The sequence below is a fragment of the Novosphingobium album (ex Hu et al. 2023) genome (genome assembly GCF_022832385.1).
GTDB lineage: Bacteria > Pseudomonadota > Alphaproteobacteria > Sphingomonadales > Sphingomonadaceae > Novosphingobium > Novosphingobium album.
Map to the genome: position 1 here is coordinate 36,422 of NZ_JALHLE010000044.1, position 13,701 is coordinate 50,122.

Annotated in this window: 13 protein-coding genes; 10 read left to right on the top strand and 3 right to left on the bottom strand. The window is 62.3% G+C overall.

Annotated elements, in window-relative coordinates:
- The first annotated feature begins 41 nt into the window (after positions 1-41).
- The 7 genes from MTR64_RS20010 (at position 42) to MTR64_RS20040 (ending at position 7,887) form a co-directional block, all read left to right on the top strand.
- Positions 42-1,649 (top strand): GMC family oxidoreductase, encoded by a 1,608-nt coding sequence (locus tag MTR64_RS20010; RefSeq protein WP_243996311.1) that lies wholly within the window; start codon positions 42-44, stop codon positions 1,647-1,649.
- A 447-nt stretch (positions 1,650-2,096) separates the two neighbouring features.
- Entirely contained in the window at positions 2,097-3,419 is a 1,323-nt protein-coding gene (locus tag MTR64_RS20015; protein ID WP_243996312.1) for an aromatic ring-hydroxylating oxygenase subunit alpha, read from the top strand.
- Between the two features lie 38 nt (positions 3,420-3,457).
- Positions 3,458-3,868 carry a nuclear transport factor 2 family protein gene (locus tag MTR64_RS20020; RefSeq protein WP_243996313.1) on the top strand — a complete coding sequence of 137 codons (411 nt, stop codon included), beginning with the start codon at positions 3,458-3,460 and terminating at the stop codon, positions 3,866-3,868.
- A 110-nt stretch (positions 3,869-3,978) separates the two neighbouring features.
- A complete protein-coding gene (locus MTR64_RS20025; RefSeq protein WP_243996314.1) occupies positions 3,979-4,887 on the top strand; it encodes a helix-turn-helix domain-containing protein in 909 nt (302 codons plus the stop codon).
- Positions 4,888-5,080: 193 nt separating this feature from the next.
- On the top strand, positions 5,081-6,781 hold the full coding sequence (locus MTR64_RS20030) for an FAD-binding protein (protein WP_243996315.1): 1,701 nt from the start codon (positions 5,081-5,083) through the stop codon (positions 6,779-6,781).
- Positions 6,782-6,790: 9 nt separating this feature from the next.
- Complete coding sequence (locus MTR64_RS20035; protein ID WP_243996316.1) at positions 6,791-7,336, top strand: CoxG family protein; 546 nt, start codon at positions 6,791-6,793, stop codon at positions 7,334-7,336.
- Positions 7,337-7,389: 53 nt separating this feature from the next.
- Entirely contained in the window at positions 7,390-7,887 is a 498-nt protein-coding gene (locus MTR64_RS20040; RefSeq protein ID WP_243996317.1) for a nuclear transport factor 2 family protein, read from the top strand.
- Positions 7,888-8,125: 238 nt separating this feature from the next.
- Here MTR64_RS20040 and MTR64_RS20045 read toward each other — a convergent pair whose 3' ends face one another.
- Both MTR64_RS20045 and MTR64_RS20050 read right to left on the bottom strand, forming a co-directional pair.
- Complete coding sequence (locus MTR64_RS20045) at positions 8,126-8,914, bottom strand: SDR family NAD(P)-dependent oxidoreductase (RefSeq protein ID WP_243996318.1); 789 nt, start codon at positions 8,912-8,914, stop codon at positions 8,126-8,128.
- 132 nt (positions 8,915-9,046) lie between these two features.
- A complete protein-coding gene (locus MTR64_RS20050; RefSeq protein WP_243996319.1) occupies positions 9,047-10,087 on the bottom strand; it encodes an LLM class flavin-dependent oxidoreductase in 1,041 nt (346 codons plus the stop codon).
- A gap of 316 nt (positions 10,088-10,403) precedes the next feature.
- On the opposite strand from MTR64_RS20050, the gene MTR64_RS20055 reads away from it, so the two are divergent.
- From MTR64_RS20055 to MTR64_RS20065, 3 genes are all read left to right on the top strand, one after another.
- Positions 10,404-10,817, top strand: a complete 414-nt coding sequence (locus MTR64_RS20055; protein WP_243996320.1) for a nuclear transport factor 2 family protein — start codon at positions 10,404-10,406, stop codon at positions 10,815-10,817.
- Positions 10,818-10,895: 78 nt separating this feature from the next.
- Positions 10,896-11,765 carry an SDR family NAD(P)-dependent oxidoreductase gene (locus tag MTR64_RS20060; RefSeq protein WP_243996321.1) on the top strand — a complete coding sequence of 290 codons (870 nt, stop codon included), beginning with the start codon at positions 10,896-10,898 and terminating at the stop codon, positions 11,763-11,765.
- Between the two features lie 14 nt (positions 11,766-11,779).
- A complete protein-coding gene (locus MTR64_RS20065; protein ID WP_243996322.1) occupies positions 11,780-12,943 on the top strand; it encodes an FAD-dependent monooxygenase in 1,164 nt (387 codons plus the stop codon).
- Between the two features lie 119 nt (positions 12,944-13,062).
- Here the strand turns inward: MTR64_RS20065 and MTR64_RS20070 are convergent.
- A partial coding sequence (locus tag MTR64_RS20070; protein ID WP_243996323.1) for a TonB-dependent receptor domain-containing protein occupies positions 13,063-13,701 on the bottom strand: 639 nt, incomplete at its 5' end.

Sequence of the window (13,701 nt, forward strand, 5' to 3'; positions counted from 1 at the left end):
CCCGGCCAGCGCTGCTGCTGAACGATCCATGGGATGAATTGATGAAAGAGCGTTACGACTACATCGTCATCGGTGCCGGTTCGGCAGGCTGTGCGCTCGCCAACCGGCTGTCCGCCGATCCGGCCTGGTCGGTGCTGCTGGTCGAAAGCGGGCCCGCAGACAAGAGCCTGCTCATCCACATGCCGCGCGGCCTGGGCATCATCAACAATCCCGGCAGCAAGTACATCTGGGAATACAACGTCCACACCGGCGGCAATCAGCCCGATGAACGCTGGTTCCGCGGACGCACCCTCGGCGGGTCGAGTTCCACGAACGGCATGATCTACATGCGCGGTGCCCCCATGGACTACGACGGCTGGGCAGCCAGGGGCTGCACCGGCTGGAGCTGGGCCGACATCGGCCCCAAGTTCGTCGAACTGGAAGATCACGATCTCGGCGCGGCGCAGTGGCGCGGCGCGGGCGGCCCCCAGCGGATCACCACCCACCCCAAGGGCAACCCGCTGTTCGACGCGATCGTGACCGCAGGCGAGGAAATGGGCATCGCCCGCGTCGAGGATGTCAACGACCTCACCTCCGTGCGCGAAGGCGGGATCGGGTATCAGCCCAACACCCGCTACAAGGGGCGGCGCTTCAGTTCCGCGCGCTCCTTCCTGCGCCCTTCCCTCTCGCGCAAGAACCTTGACGTGGTGACTCAGACTGACGTCCTGCGCATCGAGTTTGAAGGCAAGCGCGCCACAGGCGTCGTCCTGCGCAATGCGCAGGGACAGCGCACGATCCGGGCAAACCGGGAAATCATCCTGTCGGCAGGTGCGATCCAGACGCCAAAGCTGCTCCAGCTTTCAGGCATCGGTCCGGCCGCTCTGCTCAAGTCCGTCGGCGTCGAAGTCGTCGCGGATTCGCCAGGCGTCGGCCAGAACATGCGCGAACACCGCCATGTCGACTTGCGCCTGAAAGTGCGCGGGTGCAGCCAGAATCAGGAACTCGCGGGCATTCACGCGGTCTGGTCGGTTCTGCGCTACCTTGCCGCCCGCAAGGGCCCGATGTCGCACGGCGCCCACGAAGTCGGCGGCTTTGCGAAATCGGAACCGGGACTGGACCATGCCGATCTGCAGTTCGGCCTGATGTCCTTGTCGGCCAGCAGCAGCGGCAAGGACGGCGCCGTCGCGCTGGACACTTATCCGGGCATCACCTTCATCACCTATTTCACCCGGCCCGAAAGCCAGGGCGAAGTCCGCATCCAGTCGAGCGATCCGGACGTTGCACCTTACGTCAACGTCAATCATCTTTCGGCCGAGATCGACCGCCGCAAGTTCTGCGCGGCATTCCGCTGGAACCGCCGCCTCGCGCAGCAGCCGGCCTTGCAGAAATGGGTCGAGGAGGAAACCTTCCCCGGCCCCTCGGTCCAGACCGATGAAGAGATCCTCGCCATGGCCATGGAACTTGGCGGCAGCTGCTTCCACAGCGCCGGCACCGCGCGGATGGGCACGGACGATCAGGCCGTTCTGGACCCGCAACTGCGCGTGCGCGGGGTGGAGGGACTGCGTGTCGCGGACACCTCGATCATGCCGACGCTGGTCTCGGGCAACACCAACGGCCCTGCCATGGTGATCGGCCTGCGCGCTGCCGATTTCATCCTGGCCGACCGTTAGGGCGGATCGACATTCAGCCCTGGCGGCCTGCAAATGGCGCTTTACCGTGCTTCCGGTGCTCACGTACCGAAAGTACGCTCCGCTCCGGGTCACGGAAAATCACCATTTTCGGCGCGCCATCATCTGAATGTCGATCCGCCCTAGTCCGCCCGCACCTGATTTCCTCGCTGCAAAGACCCGGACTGCCGGAAACAATCTGCGCGCCTTGAGCGGTGAACGCCCGCTCAAGGCGCGCATTTTGCGCATGGAGATGAAAACCCGCATCTCAGATGCAACCCGGAACGCTTGCCCGCCCCGGCGCTTCTCCACCATAAATCCTGTACTTTAGACAAGGACAGGCAAAGCTGCGGAATACCCGCCGGCCGCCACAAGCGGCCTCGCGCGGAATCCGGGCTGCGCCTTACGGAGAGGATGCACAGAATGATGGCGGGCAAACCCGGGGAGTGGATGGACACGTCCCTGCCCATTTCTCAGGTCGATTTCAGCCAATGGCGTATGCGTGTCCCGGCCGATCGTTACAATTCCGACGAATACGCGGCCAGGGAACGCGAAAATCTCTGGATGAAAGTCTGGCAGATCGCCGGACGCGCCGAAGAGATTCCGTCTCCGGGTGACTGGAAGGTACACCGGATATTCGATCAGTCGTTCATCCTGGTGCGCGGCAAGGACAATGCCGTGCGCGGCTTCGTCAATGCCTGCCGCCACCGCGGCAACAAGATGTGCGAAGGCAAGGGCAATTCCTCGCGCTTCACGTGCCGCTATCACAACTGGACCTTCGGTCTGGACGGGCAGCTTCTCGCGCTTGCGCACCCGGATTTCGAGGGCACGATCGAGGAATTTGCTGCACCAAAAAGCGAACTGGGGCTGCTTCCGGTGCAGGTCGAATGTTTCGCCGGATTCATCTTCATGAACCCCGACCGCAATGCGGCCCCGCTTTCCGAATTTCTCGGTCCGGTCCGCCATGTGCTCGATGCGTACCGCATGGAAGAATGGATCGCCACCGGCACCAATGTGCGCGAAGAGATGGATTGCAACTGGAAGGTCGTGATGGACGCCTTCGGCGAATCCTATCACATTCAGGGCGTTCATACCGAACTGGTCGGCCTGTCGGATACGAGCCGCGAACGCTTCGCGGCCTTCGGCGACCACTGCGCGGCAGCCGTGCCTTTCGGCGCGGCCTCGAACGGCGATGCCGAGGAGGATGTCCGCACCATCCTGGGCGTGCCGGTGGAACAGTTTCCGCTCTATGCCGACGTCCTGCCGCGCTTTCGCGAAGCGGTAGAGGGCTACCGCGATGAAAACGGAAAGCTGATTCTGCCGGAGGGCCTTGCAGCCAAGGACCTGTTCCGCCAGCTGATCCGCAAGGATCTGACATCCAAGGGCTATGACGTCAGCGGCCTGACGGACACGCAGATGACGGACTATCAGTACTGGCTGCTGTTCCCCAATATCTTCCTTCAGGTCTGCGCAGGCGATGCAACGATCATCATCAACGAGCCGCACCCTGATGGCGACCACAACCGCTGCATCTGGCACGTCATGTTCCTGCACTGGGTGCCCGAGGCGGAGCGCAGCGCGAAGGCTGAACCCGTCAAGGTCATGCCGGCCGGCGAGCATTATCCCTATCACTGGGTTCTGGAGCAGGATTACGTCCAGATGCCGATCCAGCAGGAAGGCCTGCGCAACCGGCTGTTTGAAGACATGCAGCTGACGCGCAGCGAGCCCAGGGTCGCCCATTTCCACTCCGCGCTGGACCGGTGGATGGCCTGACAGCACGGCCGCCTCAATTCAATAAAAGGGAGACATCAGTGCCTTTCACCGGCCCCAGAGAAGACCGTGATGCAATTCGCGAACTCTATGCCACTTACGGCGATGCCAGCACATGCGGCGATACGGAGCGATTCCTCGCCTGCTTCGCCGAAGACGGGCAATGGAACACGCATATATTCCAGCGCACGGGCAAGGCCGAATTGCGCGCGCAATGGGATCAACTCTGGGCCGGTTTTGAAAGAGTCGGGTTTCTCGGTGAAGTCGGCTCGATCGAAGTGGAAGGTGATGCCGCGTGCTGCCGCTGCGTAGCCAGGGAAATCGTGCTGCTGAAAACGGGCGGCGTCTACAAGCTGATCGGCCAGTATACCGACCGTCTCGTCCGGCAGAACGGCGCCTGGCTTTTCGCGCAGCGGGATTACCGCCCGATCGTAGAGGAATTGCCCGCGTAGCAAAATGCTCAATGCTTGCCGCAAACGCCGTTCGGGCATACCATCCGCTGTGTCTGGATCCGCAATTGCTGCGGCACCGGGCGGGAGAGGATAGCAAGTCCCGAAACAGCATGATGTACGAACTGATCGAGAAGATTGTGCCGCTTGACGGTGTATCCGTGCTCATCGGCGTGAGCGAATGGCTGGCGCCGGAAAACTGGAGCTGCCCTGCGGATAGCTACGTCGTGTGCCAGAGGCTTTCCGAGGGACATTCCCCGCTCCGCCTGACCACCGACGATGCGGGAACGCTGGAAGTCTATCCGCAGGTCCGCTCGCTGGGTTTCATGCCGTCCACGCGCGGGATCGTCATGTACCCGCTCGAACGCCAGTTGCGCACGCTCAACTGCTTTTTCGACAAGGCCTTTTTCGAGGAAACGACCGGGATCGATGCGGACGGCTGGTACGACCGCAGCGGTTCCTTCATGATGCTGTCCAACCGCACCATCGAAAACCTGATGCGGACGATCCATAGCGAGCTGCTGCAACCCGGTTTTGGCTCGGAACAGATGATCGAGGCAGCCAGCACGATGATTGCGGTGGAAATGGCCCGCCTTGGCAGGCAGGCGAACCGAAGTGCCGCGAGTACGCTATCGGCCGGAAACCAGGGCCTGGCCCCCTGGCAGATGCGGCGAATTCGCGAACGTCTCGATAGCGCGGGTGAAACCGGCTATCCGGGAATTCAGGAACTGGCGCAGCTTTGCGGGATCAGCCGCAGCCACCTGATGCGCATGTTCAAGGCTTCTACCGGCCAGCCGTTGCAACGCTTTGTCATGGTGGAGCGCTTGAACGCAGCGCGGCGGATGCTGGCGGACGACAAGCTGAGCATCAAGGAAATCGGCGCGGTCCTGGGCTTTTGCAACACCGCACATTTCAGCAATGCATTCCGCCGCGCCGAGGGCATGGCTCCGTCCGAATTCCGCAACCGTTCGCGCGTCGTCCCGGCCAGCGCCTCCGGCAACGGATCGTCCCATATTCACTGACCGCCCGGCGCCCTGACCCGACCGGCCCGGACCTTTTCAGCACCCAAGTGCAACTGTGCCGCGATCGTGCAACGCGCGGCCATTGAACCGCTTCGCGCGCTGCTGCACCTCTCACATTCAAAGGTCGGTGCACGCGCCATTCCAGCCGGAGTCGCGCGGCAGCAGCCGCCATGTGTAAAGCGGGAGGATATACGTGCTCCGAAATCTGCCGGAGAAGTGGGACACCGAAGTCGACATCGTCGCGATCGGATCGGGTGCTGGCGGGCTCTCCGCAGCGATCACCGCGCACGAGCTTGGCGCCAGCGCACTGGTGGTGGAGAAATCCGATCAGGTCGGCGGGGTCACGGCCCTGTCCATGGGCGAGGTCTGGGTCGCGGGCAATCATCTGGCCGAAGCTGCCGGAATCGCGGATTCCGTCGATGAAGGGTACAACTACCTGCAGACGCTTTCGATGGGCTACGGCAACGACCTTGCCGTGCTCAACAAGGTTATCCATGCCCGCCATGCGCTGAAGTTCTTCGAGGAGAAAATCGGCCTGAAGATGGAAGTCATCAAGGGCTGTCCGGACTACTACTACAAGGCCAATCCCCACGGCGTCAGCGAAGGGCGTATGCTCGAAGCGGTGCCCTTCCCAGCCGCCGAGCTTGGCGAATGGCAGGGCAAGACCCGGCTTTCGCCGCAGATGCCCTATGGCATGACCCACGCCGACATCTTCGATGCTGGCGGTTCGGCCAACATGATGAAGTGGGACTTCGCCAAGATGGGCGAACGCCTCACCAGGGACGAACGCTGCCTCGGCCCGGGGCTCGCCGCCTACTTCGTCAAGGGCGCGCTCGATCGCGGCATTCCGATGTGGACCGGCGCTGCGGCCGAGGAACTGATATCCGACGGCGAACGCGTCGTCGGCGTGCGCGTCAAGCGCGATGGGCAGGATGTCTACGTCAAGGCAGCCAAGGGCGTGATCGTGGCGGTCAGTTCCTACGAGCGGCGCCAGGACTACAACAAGACGCTCGGCACCCAGCTCGATCTGGGGTCCATGGTGTTCTCCGCCATTGACGGGTCGAATTTCCGGCTGGCCGGGCCGCTGGGCGCGCGCATCGCCAAGGTTCCGGACATCACCTCGCTGGGCTTCACCATTCCCGGCGAAGAAGACGAGGAAGGCGGCGCACTGTGGCGCACCGCCCTGGGCGCGCTGGGCCAGCCGCACACCGTGGTCGTCAACCGCAAGGGCAAGCGCTTCGGCAACGAAGCCTTCTACCGGTCCTTCTACTACGAGGTCGACCGGATCGACGGCGGCAACCAGACCCATCCCAATTTCCCGTGCTGGGTCATCCTCGACAGTCAGGGGCGCGAGAAATACCCGTTCATTTCGATCACGCCGGATCAGGACTGGCCCGAAGGCTTCGGCGCGGTTGCCGATACCCTCAGCGAGCTCGCAGACATGATCGGCGTCGATGCAGCGGGCCTTGAGGAAACCATTGACCGCTTCAACGAATATGCCGAAGCCGGAGAAGATCCGGAATTCGGGCGCGGCAGCCATCCATGGAGCAAATGGATGTGCGGGGATCCGTTTCACAAGCCCAACGCCAATCTCGGCACCTTGCGCAAGGGTCCGTTCTACGCGGTCGAACTGAAGCGGATGGGCGGCACGGCCATCCCTTCGACCGGATTGCTGGCCGATCATCATTCGCGCGTCATGGGGTGGGACGACAAGCCCATTGAGGGCCTCTACGCCGCCGGAAACTCGGTCGCCCGCATGGAAACCGGCGCCGTCATGCAGAGCGGTGTCTCCAACGCGCGCGGCATGACCTATGGCTGGCTGGCCGCCCGCCACGCCTGCGGCGATCCCAGCCCGCTGCTGCAACAAGAAGCCGCCCGGCTCGGTCTTGCATAGGGCATTGCGATGATTGAAACGGCCCAGACCGTTCCCGTCCACGTGCCGGTCGGCAAGGTGTGGGAGCATGTGAAGAACATCCGCAACTGGGCAGAATTGATGCCCGGTTTGCAGGACTGCACGATCATCGACGACGACGATTCCCGCTGGGTGCTCAAGGTCGGCGTCGGAGCGATGGTCCGCACTGTGAAAGTGGCCGTGCACGTCGATGAATGGGACGGCCCTGAACGCGTGTTCTTCTCGTTCAAGCTGCAGGGCGATCCGGTAACCGGCGGAGGCTCCTATCTGGCCGTGCCGACGAGCGATGGCTCGGTCGACATGACCCTCACGCTGCAGGTCAAGGGCACCGGCCCGATGGCGCCTATGTGGGAAGCCATGGGCGGTCCCTTGTTGCCGAAATTCGCTCATGCCTTTGCCGAACAGCTGGCTCGGGGCATCGAGGAAGCGAACGGCGTCTCCGTCCGGGCGGAGGCCTCGCGGGTTTCGCTCGTGGCCAGATTCGGCGCATTGCTCGGCCGGCTGCGGCGCTGGATAATGGCCTCGCCATCCGCCTGAGCGTGCGGAACTGCCATGCCTTCCCGGGGCGCGGCATGAAGGGAAGGACGGCCATGACCGTATCTGTCGAAATGGAAATCGGCGTGCGCCGCCTTCATGCCCTGTGCACCGACGCCGTATGGCGGCGCGACCCAGTGGCATTCGGAGAGTGCTATACCGCAGATGGCATCTGGAAGATCGCCGGTCTCGAATTTCAGGGACGGGACGCGATCGGCCGGGCGCTCACCGATCTGGGCGCCGGCAACGAACGTGTACTGATGATGTTCGGCTCACCCATTCTGGATCTTGCGGACGGCGTCCTCACCGCGCGGACCTACACGGTAGAGCAGGTCAAACTTCTGGACGGCGGCGGATCAGCGACGGTCGGCATCTACTATGAGCGCTTCGTGGAGCAGGATGGGCGCTGGCTGTTCCAGTGGCGCCATTTCGATTTCTGCTATCTCGGGCCGCCCGACCTCTCGGCGCCGTTTTTTCCTTTTCAGGATTACGGTCCGGCGCCTGCGCTCCCCGGCGGTACCACTGCGACAGCGGGCCTGCGCGTCGGCGACTGAATCCCTTGCGGGTAAACCGGTCCATATCATTTGTTTCGGTTGCGCTACCTTTTACGCACGGCGCCCCGCGGAGGGCAGCTGTGTTTTGTCGAGCGACGAACGCAGCCGATGCGGTTTTCGCCGGCTAATGGGCGTCAGCCCCCCATGACGGGGGTTTCAACGCCGGTCCAGGAAGTACCCCAATGCAGGCAAGCGCAAGCCACCGACGCTAATCCGGCGGGGTGCTTGCGCCCCCTGATCAGGGCCGCTGGAAATCTCCGCCATCCACGCTGAGCACTTGCCCGGTAATGAAGTTACCTTCATCGGCCATCAGTAATGCGGCCAGCGCGGCGATGTGTTCCGGAGTGCCGAGGCGCTTGAGGACCGTCTGTTGCAGAAACGCAGCCATCGCCGCTTCGGGCATCGCGCTTTCAAGGCGGGGATGCATGATGACCCCCGGCGCGATCGCATTGGCGCGGATACCTTCGGAGCCGAACCGCGACGCCACATGGCGCATCAGCGGCAAAATCGCACCTTTGCTCATCGCATAGGCCACCCGCACAGGCTCGCCGACATAGGCGGCATTCGACGACGTATAGACAATCGCTCCGCCGCCCCGTTCGAGAAGAGCCGGGATCGCATGGCGCGTGCACAACACATAACCACGAGTGTTCACGCGCATGGCTTCATCGAAGTCGGCCATATCGAGGTCGAGGATATCGACGGCCCTCGACCCGTCTCCAAGTTCGGCGAAATTCACATGGATGCCATCGAGCCCGCCGAATTGAGAAACAGCCAATCCTATCAATTCTTTGCAAGAAGAATCCTCGGCTCCGTCAAGAGACGTCGCAACGGCCGTGCCGCCGTTCGCCCTGATGCGTTCGACGACCGATTGCGCAGCATCGGCATTAATGTCGCCCAGTACGACTGACGCACCTTCCTGAGCGAAGCGCACGGCAAGTCCCGCCCCTATTCCACCGGCTCCAGCGACCACGATGACTTTGTTTTTAAGCCTCTCCATCTTTTGTCCTTCCCGGCGGTCCTGCATGGCGAGCCTTCTGGAGTGCCTTCATTCGGCACCGTTCAGCGCCATTGGTGCATTCCCGGCCATGCAACACCGGCGATCCATGCTTGTGCAGCATGGACCGCCCAGTGTCCGAGAGCCCCCGCCGGAGATGGGTCAGTCCGTGCGGAAGTGCGGCATGACTTCCTTGGCGAACAGGCGCAGTTCCTCGATCTGCTTTTCCGGATCAGGCACGCCAGTCGGCGTGATGAAGAACCATTCCGGATTGAGGATGTCGCGGATCCGCGTCATCTCGCGGATACAGTCGTCAGGGGTACCGACGACGGCCCGGTTGGGCGCAAATTCCTCCAGGCTGACCTGCTTGCCGCCGAACATGACTTCGCTCGACAGTTCGTCCCGGTCTGCATCGGCGCCGATGTTTTCGTAGCTCTGCCAGACTTTGATGATGTTCGGCAGGAAGTTCGGATCGATCTGCTCGCGTGTCGGGGCGACATGAACGTCGCGCATCAACACAACCGTGGACGGACGCCCGTGCTCGGCCGCAATGGCCTTGTAGGTGGCGACCTTGTCCTGCAGCTGCAGAAGGTGCTCGGCGAAGCTGATGATCCAGCCGTCACCCAGGCGCCCTGCCCGCTTCATTGCGGGCTCGCTGACCGCACCGACCCAGATCGGCGGAATTTCGCCGCGCAGAGCGGCCGGTTGAATCATGACATCGTTGATGTCGAAATGGTTGCCCTTGTAGCTGAAGCGCTGCCCCGTCATTGCCAGACGCAGCACTTCCATGCACTCCTCGAACCGCTTGGCGCGGGTCTTGAAGTTCCAACCGCAATTCTCGAACTCGTCCGGCTTGTAGCCGATACCGCCGCCGAGAATGAACCGGTTGTTGCCCATCTCGTTGATGGTGTTGATTTCCTCGGCCAGCTCAAGCGGATGGCGTGCGGGAACCAGCATGATGTTCGTGCAGAACTTCATGGTCTTCGTGCGCGCCATCAGCGGAGCCAGCATGGACAGCGGCGCCGAAGGCTCGGTCGCGCTCTCCTGCCCGAAGGCCGTCGACTCGGAAAAGCGATGGTGCCCGCACCATCCCAGATCGTAGCCGAGATCTTCCATCTCGTTGAGATAGCTGAACAGCCGCCCGTAAGGATCGGACGAATTGCGGTCGATCATCTTTCGATTCACGATGACACCAAACTTCATTGGCAGTCCCTTCCTCCCATTCAAATCTATATCTTGAGGGCGCCTCGCTATCGGGGCCCCTAAACTACCGCAACAGGATAAGTTCGTCACCTTGTTAGCAACGCGCTGAAACGAGATCAAGGCAGTTGAAGGTGGACTGCCATCAATCGCCGGATCGATCATGAAACCCGATACGGAAAGCCTCGTTGACCCCCATCGCCAGCATCGCTAACGACCTGACGAACATCAATCCACGCTGGGACGCGCCGTCAGCATTCGCCAGACCTGGGGAAGCGCGCACGAGCAGAACCCTGCCGTCACCGGGAGAATGATCTAGATGCCGCAGAGCAACCTCGAGGACCGTTTCCTCATTCGCGAAGTCTATGGGCGCTATGCCCTCGCCGCCGCCCAGCAGGACGGCAAAGCCTGGCTGGATTGCTGGTCCAGCTCAGCCACCTGGAAGACCCCGCATTTCGAGGTCAGCGGCCAAGCGGCGCTGGAACAGGCATGGGCGGCAACGTGGACCGATTTCGTCAATGTCGCCGCTTTCAATGAAGTTGGTGAGATTGCTGTTTCCGGCGACACCGCAAGCGCGGTCTCGAGCGTACTGGAAATCGTCACCCTCAAGGCCGGGGGCCTGCTCAAGATGGCCGGGCTGTACACCGACCAGTTCGTGCGCGAAGACGGTGCCTGGCGCTTCTCGAACCGCGAATATGTCTCTCTGAGCCAGGAAATGAGCGCATCCGCCTGAGCGGACGAAACGTCTTCAGCCTTGCCATTGCATGCCTGAGCGCCGCGATTGCCGGGCAAACAACAAACGGAGCATCACATGCCAGACTCTTCACCCGTAGCGGTCGTAACCGGCGCGAGCCGCGGCGCGGGACGCGGAATTGCAATCGCACTGGGCAGCCACGGGTGCACGGTATACGTCACGGGGCGCTCGCAGAAGCAAGGCGATCACGCCCTTCCCGGCACCATCTATGAAACGGCCGAAGCCGTGACGGCTGCGGGCGGCAAAGGCATTGCGGTACGCTGCGACCATGGCGACGATGAGCAGGTCAAGGCCCTGTTCGACCAGGTCCTCGCCGAACAGGGCCGTATCGACATTCTCGTCAACAATGCCGCTGCCGTTTACGACGAACTCTCCATGCCCGGCAATTTCTGGGAAAAGCCGATGAAGCTGGCCGACATGATCGATGTCGGCATCCGCAGCGGATATATCGCCAGCTGGCTGGCGGCACCTGCCATGGTCAGGCAGAACCATGGCCTGATCATCTTCACCTCGGCGTCCGGTGCGGCCCACTATTCGATGGGGCCTGCCTATGGAGCCCACAAGGCGGGCATGGACAAGATGGCCTTCGACATGGCCATCGACTTCAAGGACGCCAGGGCAAATGTCAACGCGTTGTCGGTCTGGATGGGCGCGCTGGCCACCGACCGCCTCCTGGGCATGATCGAGGCCGATCCCGAGAAGTTCGGTTACCTGCGCGACCAGATCGAGACACCCGAATTCACAGGACACGTGATCTGGGGGCTGTACAACGATCCGAACCTGGCCGAGCTGAACGGCGAAACCGTAATCGGCGCGGAGATGGCCGTGAAATACGGCATCAAGGACGAAGGTGGCCGCCAGCCGCCGTCATATCGGGATACGCACAAGGTCGTGCCGCACAAGCATCATCCCCTCGTCATCCGCTAGGACATGACCGGCAGATGAGGCCCGTTCGCGACATCCTGATCTGCGGTGCAAGCATCGCCGGTCCGGCTCTGGCATGGTGGCTCCACCAGCACGGGTTTCGTCCGGTCCTGCTGGAGAAGGCGCCAGCCCCGCGTCCCGGTGGTCATGCGATCGACATTCGGGGTGCCGCGCTCGGCGTGATCCGTGCCATGGGCCTTGAAGCCTCCATCCGCGCCAACCGGACGCAGATGAAAGGCACATCCAGGCTCGACAGGGACGGAAACGAAGTCTGGCGCTCCGAAGAGATGACGATCTCCGGAGGCAGCTTTGCCAGGGACGCAATCGAGATCATGCGCGAAGATCTCTCGCGCATTCTTCTCGGTGCGCTCCCGAAAGACGTAGAGACGATCTACGGCGACAGTGTGGAGATGCTGCGCGAGGACGCAGACGGCATCGATGCCACATTCGTCAGCGGCACGCAGCGGCGCTTCGATCTTGTCGTGGGGGCTGATGGCCTGGCATCGTCCATGCGCAGGCAGGTGTTTGGACCGGACAGCGAATACCTGCTCCCGTTCGACATGGTCCTGGCGCCGTTCAGCAGTCCGAACATGATCGGGCTCGAGGACTGGCAGATCACATATGACGACGGCAACGGCAGCTGCATGATCTACACTGCCCCCGGCAACGAAACCCTGCGGGTCTGCTTCGGCTTTACCGCTCCTCTGAAAGACCTGCTCGAGGACCGCGCAAGCCAGATCGCCCTGGTGCGCGAGAACTGTGCCGGCATGGCCTGGCACGTGCCAGGACTGCTCGACAACATGGAGGCAGCGCCCGACTTCTACCTTGGCCCAATTGCGCAAGTGAAGATGAAGGGGTGGACTCGCGGCCGGGTGGCTTTGGTAGGCGACGCTGCCTATTGCCCCTCACCCTTCACCGGTCAGGGCACAAGCCTCGCATTGGTGGGAGCTTACGCCCTGGCCAGGGAAGTCGCACATTACCCAACGGCGCCTGCCGACGCATTCGCCCGCTATGAGGCGATCATGCGTCCGTTCGTGGAGGTCAACCAGGCCATAGCCGGCTTGTCTCGCGACCCGCGGTTCGGAAGCGACCCGGGCTACTACACCGACGTCATCGAACCCGCCATGGCGCATGCTGAGAACGCCGTTAAGCTACCAGAGCTGACCGGCGCGTACACCTAAGGCCCCCGAGACGACGGCAAGGACCGGGCCATTAGGAGCAATGGCCCGGCTCAACCCGAATTGACAAATTCGATGCGAAGGCGTCCGGCTGCGGCGCCTTGCACCGCAGCCGGCGGATTTCAGAAATTGAACCGCAGCGAGGTGGAAATCGTGCGCGGGTTTATGGTTCGTGCTGTCACCACCCCGCTCGACGGTATGAAGCCCGCGTCCACTTCGACCAGGCCGAGAACGTCGAAGAGATTGTTGGCGTTGAGCATGATCGAGACGCGTTCGTTCGGGCGGTATTGAACGAAGGCATTGGTAACGACGTAGCCTGGCATTTTCAGCCCGTTGTTGTCAGCCGCATAGCTGCTGGTGGTGCCGTAGAAATTGGCGCCGACCGAGAAGCGTTTTGTTTCCACTTGCGGGGTGACCTGGAAAATCAGGTCGGCCTGGTGCTTCGGCGTGTTGCCGACCGTGCTGGGATCGATGACATCCCTGGTGATCTCCGCCTTGGTCCAGGTGGCGCCGCCGTTCACCAGGAAGATACCCCTGCGGTAGCTGCCCTCGAATTCAAGTCCATAGGCCCGGTAGGAACGTTCGAGACCGATATTGTGCTCGCCGGTCTTGGCCCAGAACCCGGTTACATAGGCTTCGAGGCTGTCGGAACGGTATTTGATGCCGCCCTCGGCCTGCTTGACGGAGTCATAGGCAGCAGAAGGCACCAGAAGCTTGCCGCTAACCGGGCTGACGTAGTTGGCGAACAGGATGCGGTCGGC

Coding starts and splice junctions, on each gene's coding strand:
- MTR64_RS20065 (WP_243996322.1), top strand. CDS start 11,780: ATGAGGCCCGTTCGCGACATCCTGATCTGCGGTGCAAGCATCGCCGGT.
- MTR64_RS20025 (WP_243996314.1), top strand. CDS start 3,979: ATGATGTACGAACTGATCGAGAAGATTGTGCCGCTTGACGGTGTATCC.
- MTR64_RS20055 (WP_243996320.1), top strand. CDS start 10,404: ATGCCGCAGAGCAACCTCGAGGACCGTTTCCTCATTCGCGAAGTCTAT.
- MTR64_RS20015 (WP_243996312.1), top strand. CDS start 2,097: ATGGACACGTCCCTGCCCATTTCTCAGGTCGATTTCAGCCAATGGCGT.
- MTR64_RS20060 (WP_243996321.1), top strand. CDS start 10,896: ATGCCAGACTCTTCACCCGTAGCGGTCGTAACCGGCGCGAGCCGCGGC.
- MTR64_RS20035 (WP_243996316.1), top strand. CDS start 6,791: ATGATTGAAACGGCCCAGACCGTTCCCGTCCACGTGCCGGTCGGCAAG.
- MTR64_RS20040 (WP_243996317.1), top strand. CDS start 7,390: ATGACCGTATCTGTCGAAATGGAAATCGGCGTGCGCCGCCTTCATGCC.
- MTR64_RS20050 (WP_243996319.1), bottom strand. CDS start 10,087: ATGAAGTTTGGTGTCATCGTGAATCGAAAGATGATCGACCGCAATTCG.
- MTR64_RS20010 (WP_243996311.1), top strand. CDS start 42: ATGAAAGAGCGTTACGACTACATCGTCATCGGTGCCGGTTCGGCAGGC.
- MTR64_RS20045 (WP_243996318.1), bottom strand. CDS start 8,914: ATGCAGGACCGCCGGGAAGGACAAAAGATGGAGAGGCTTAAAAACAAA.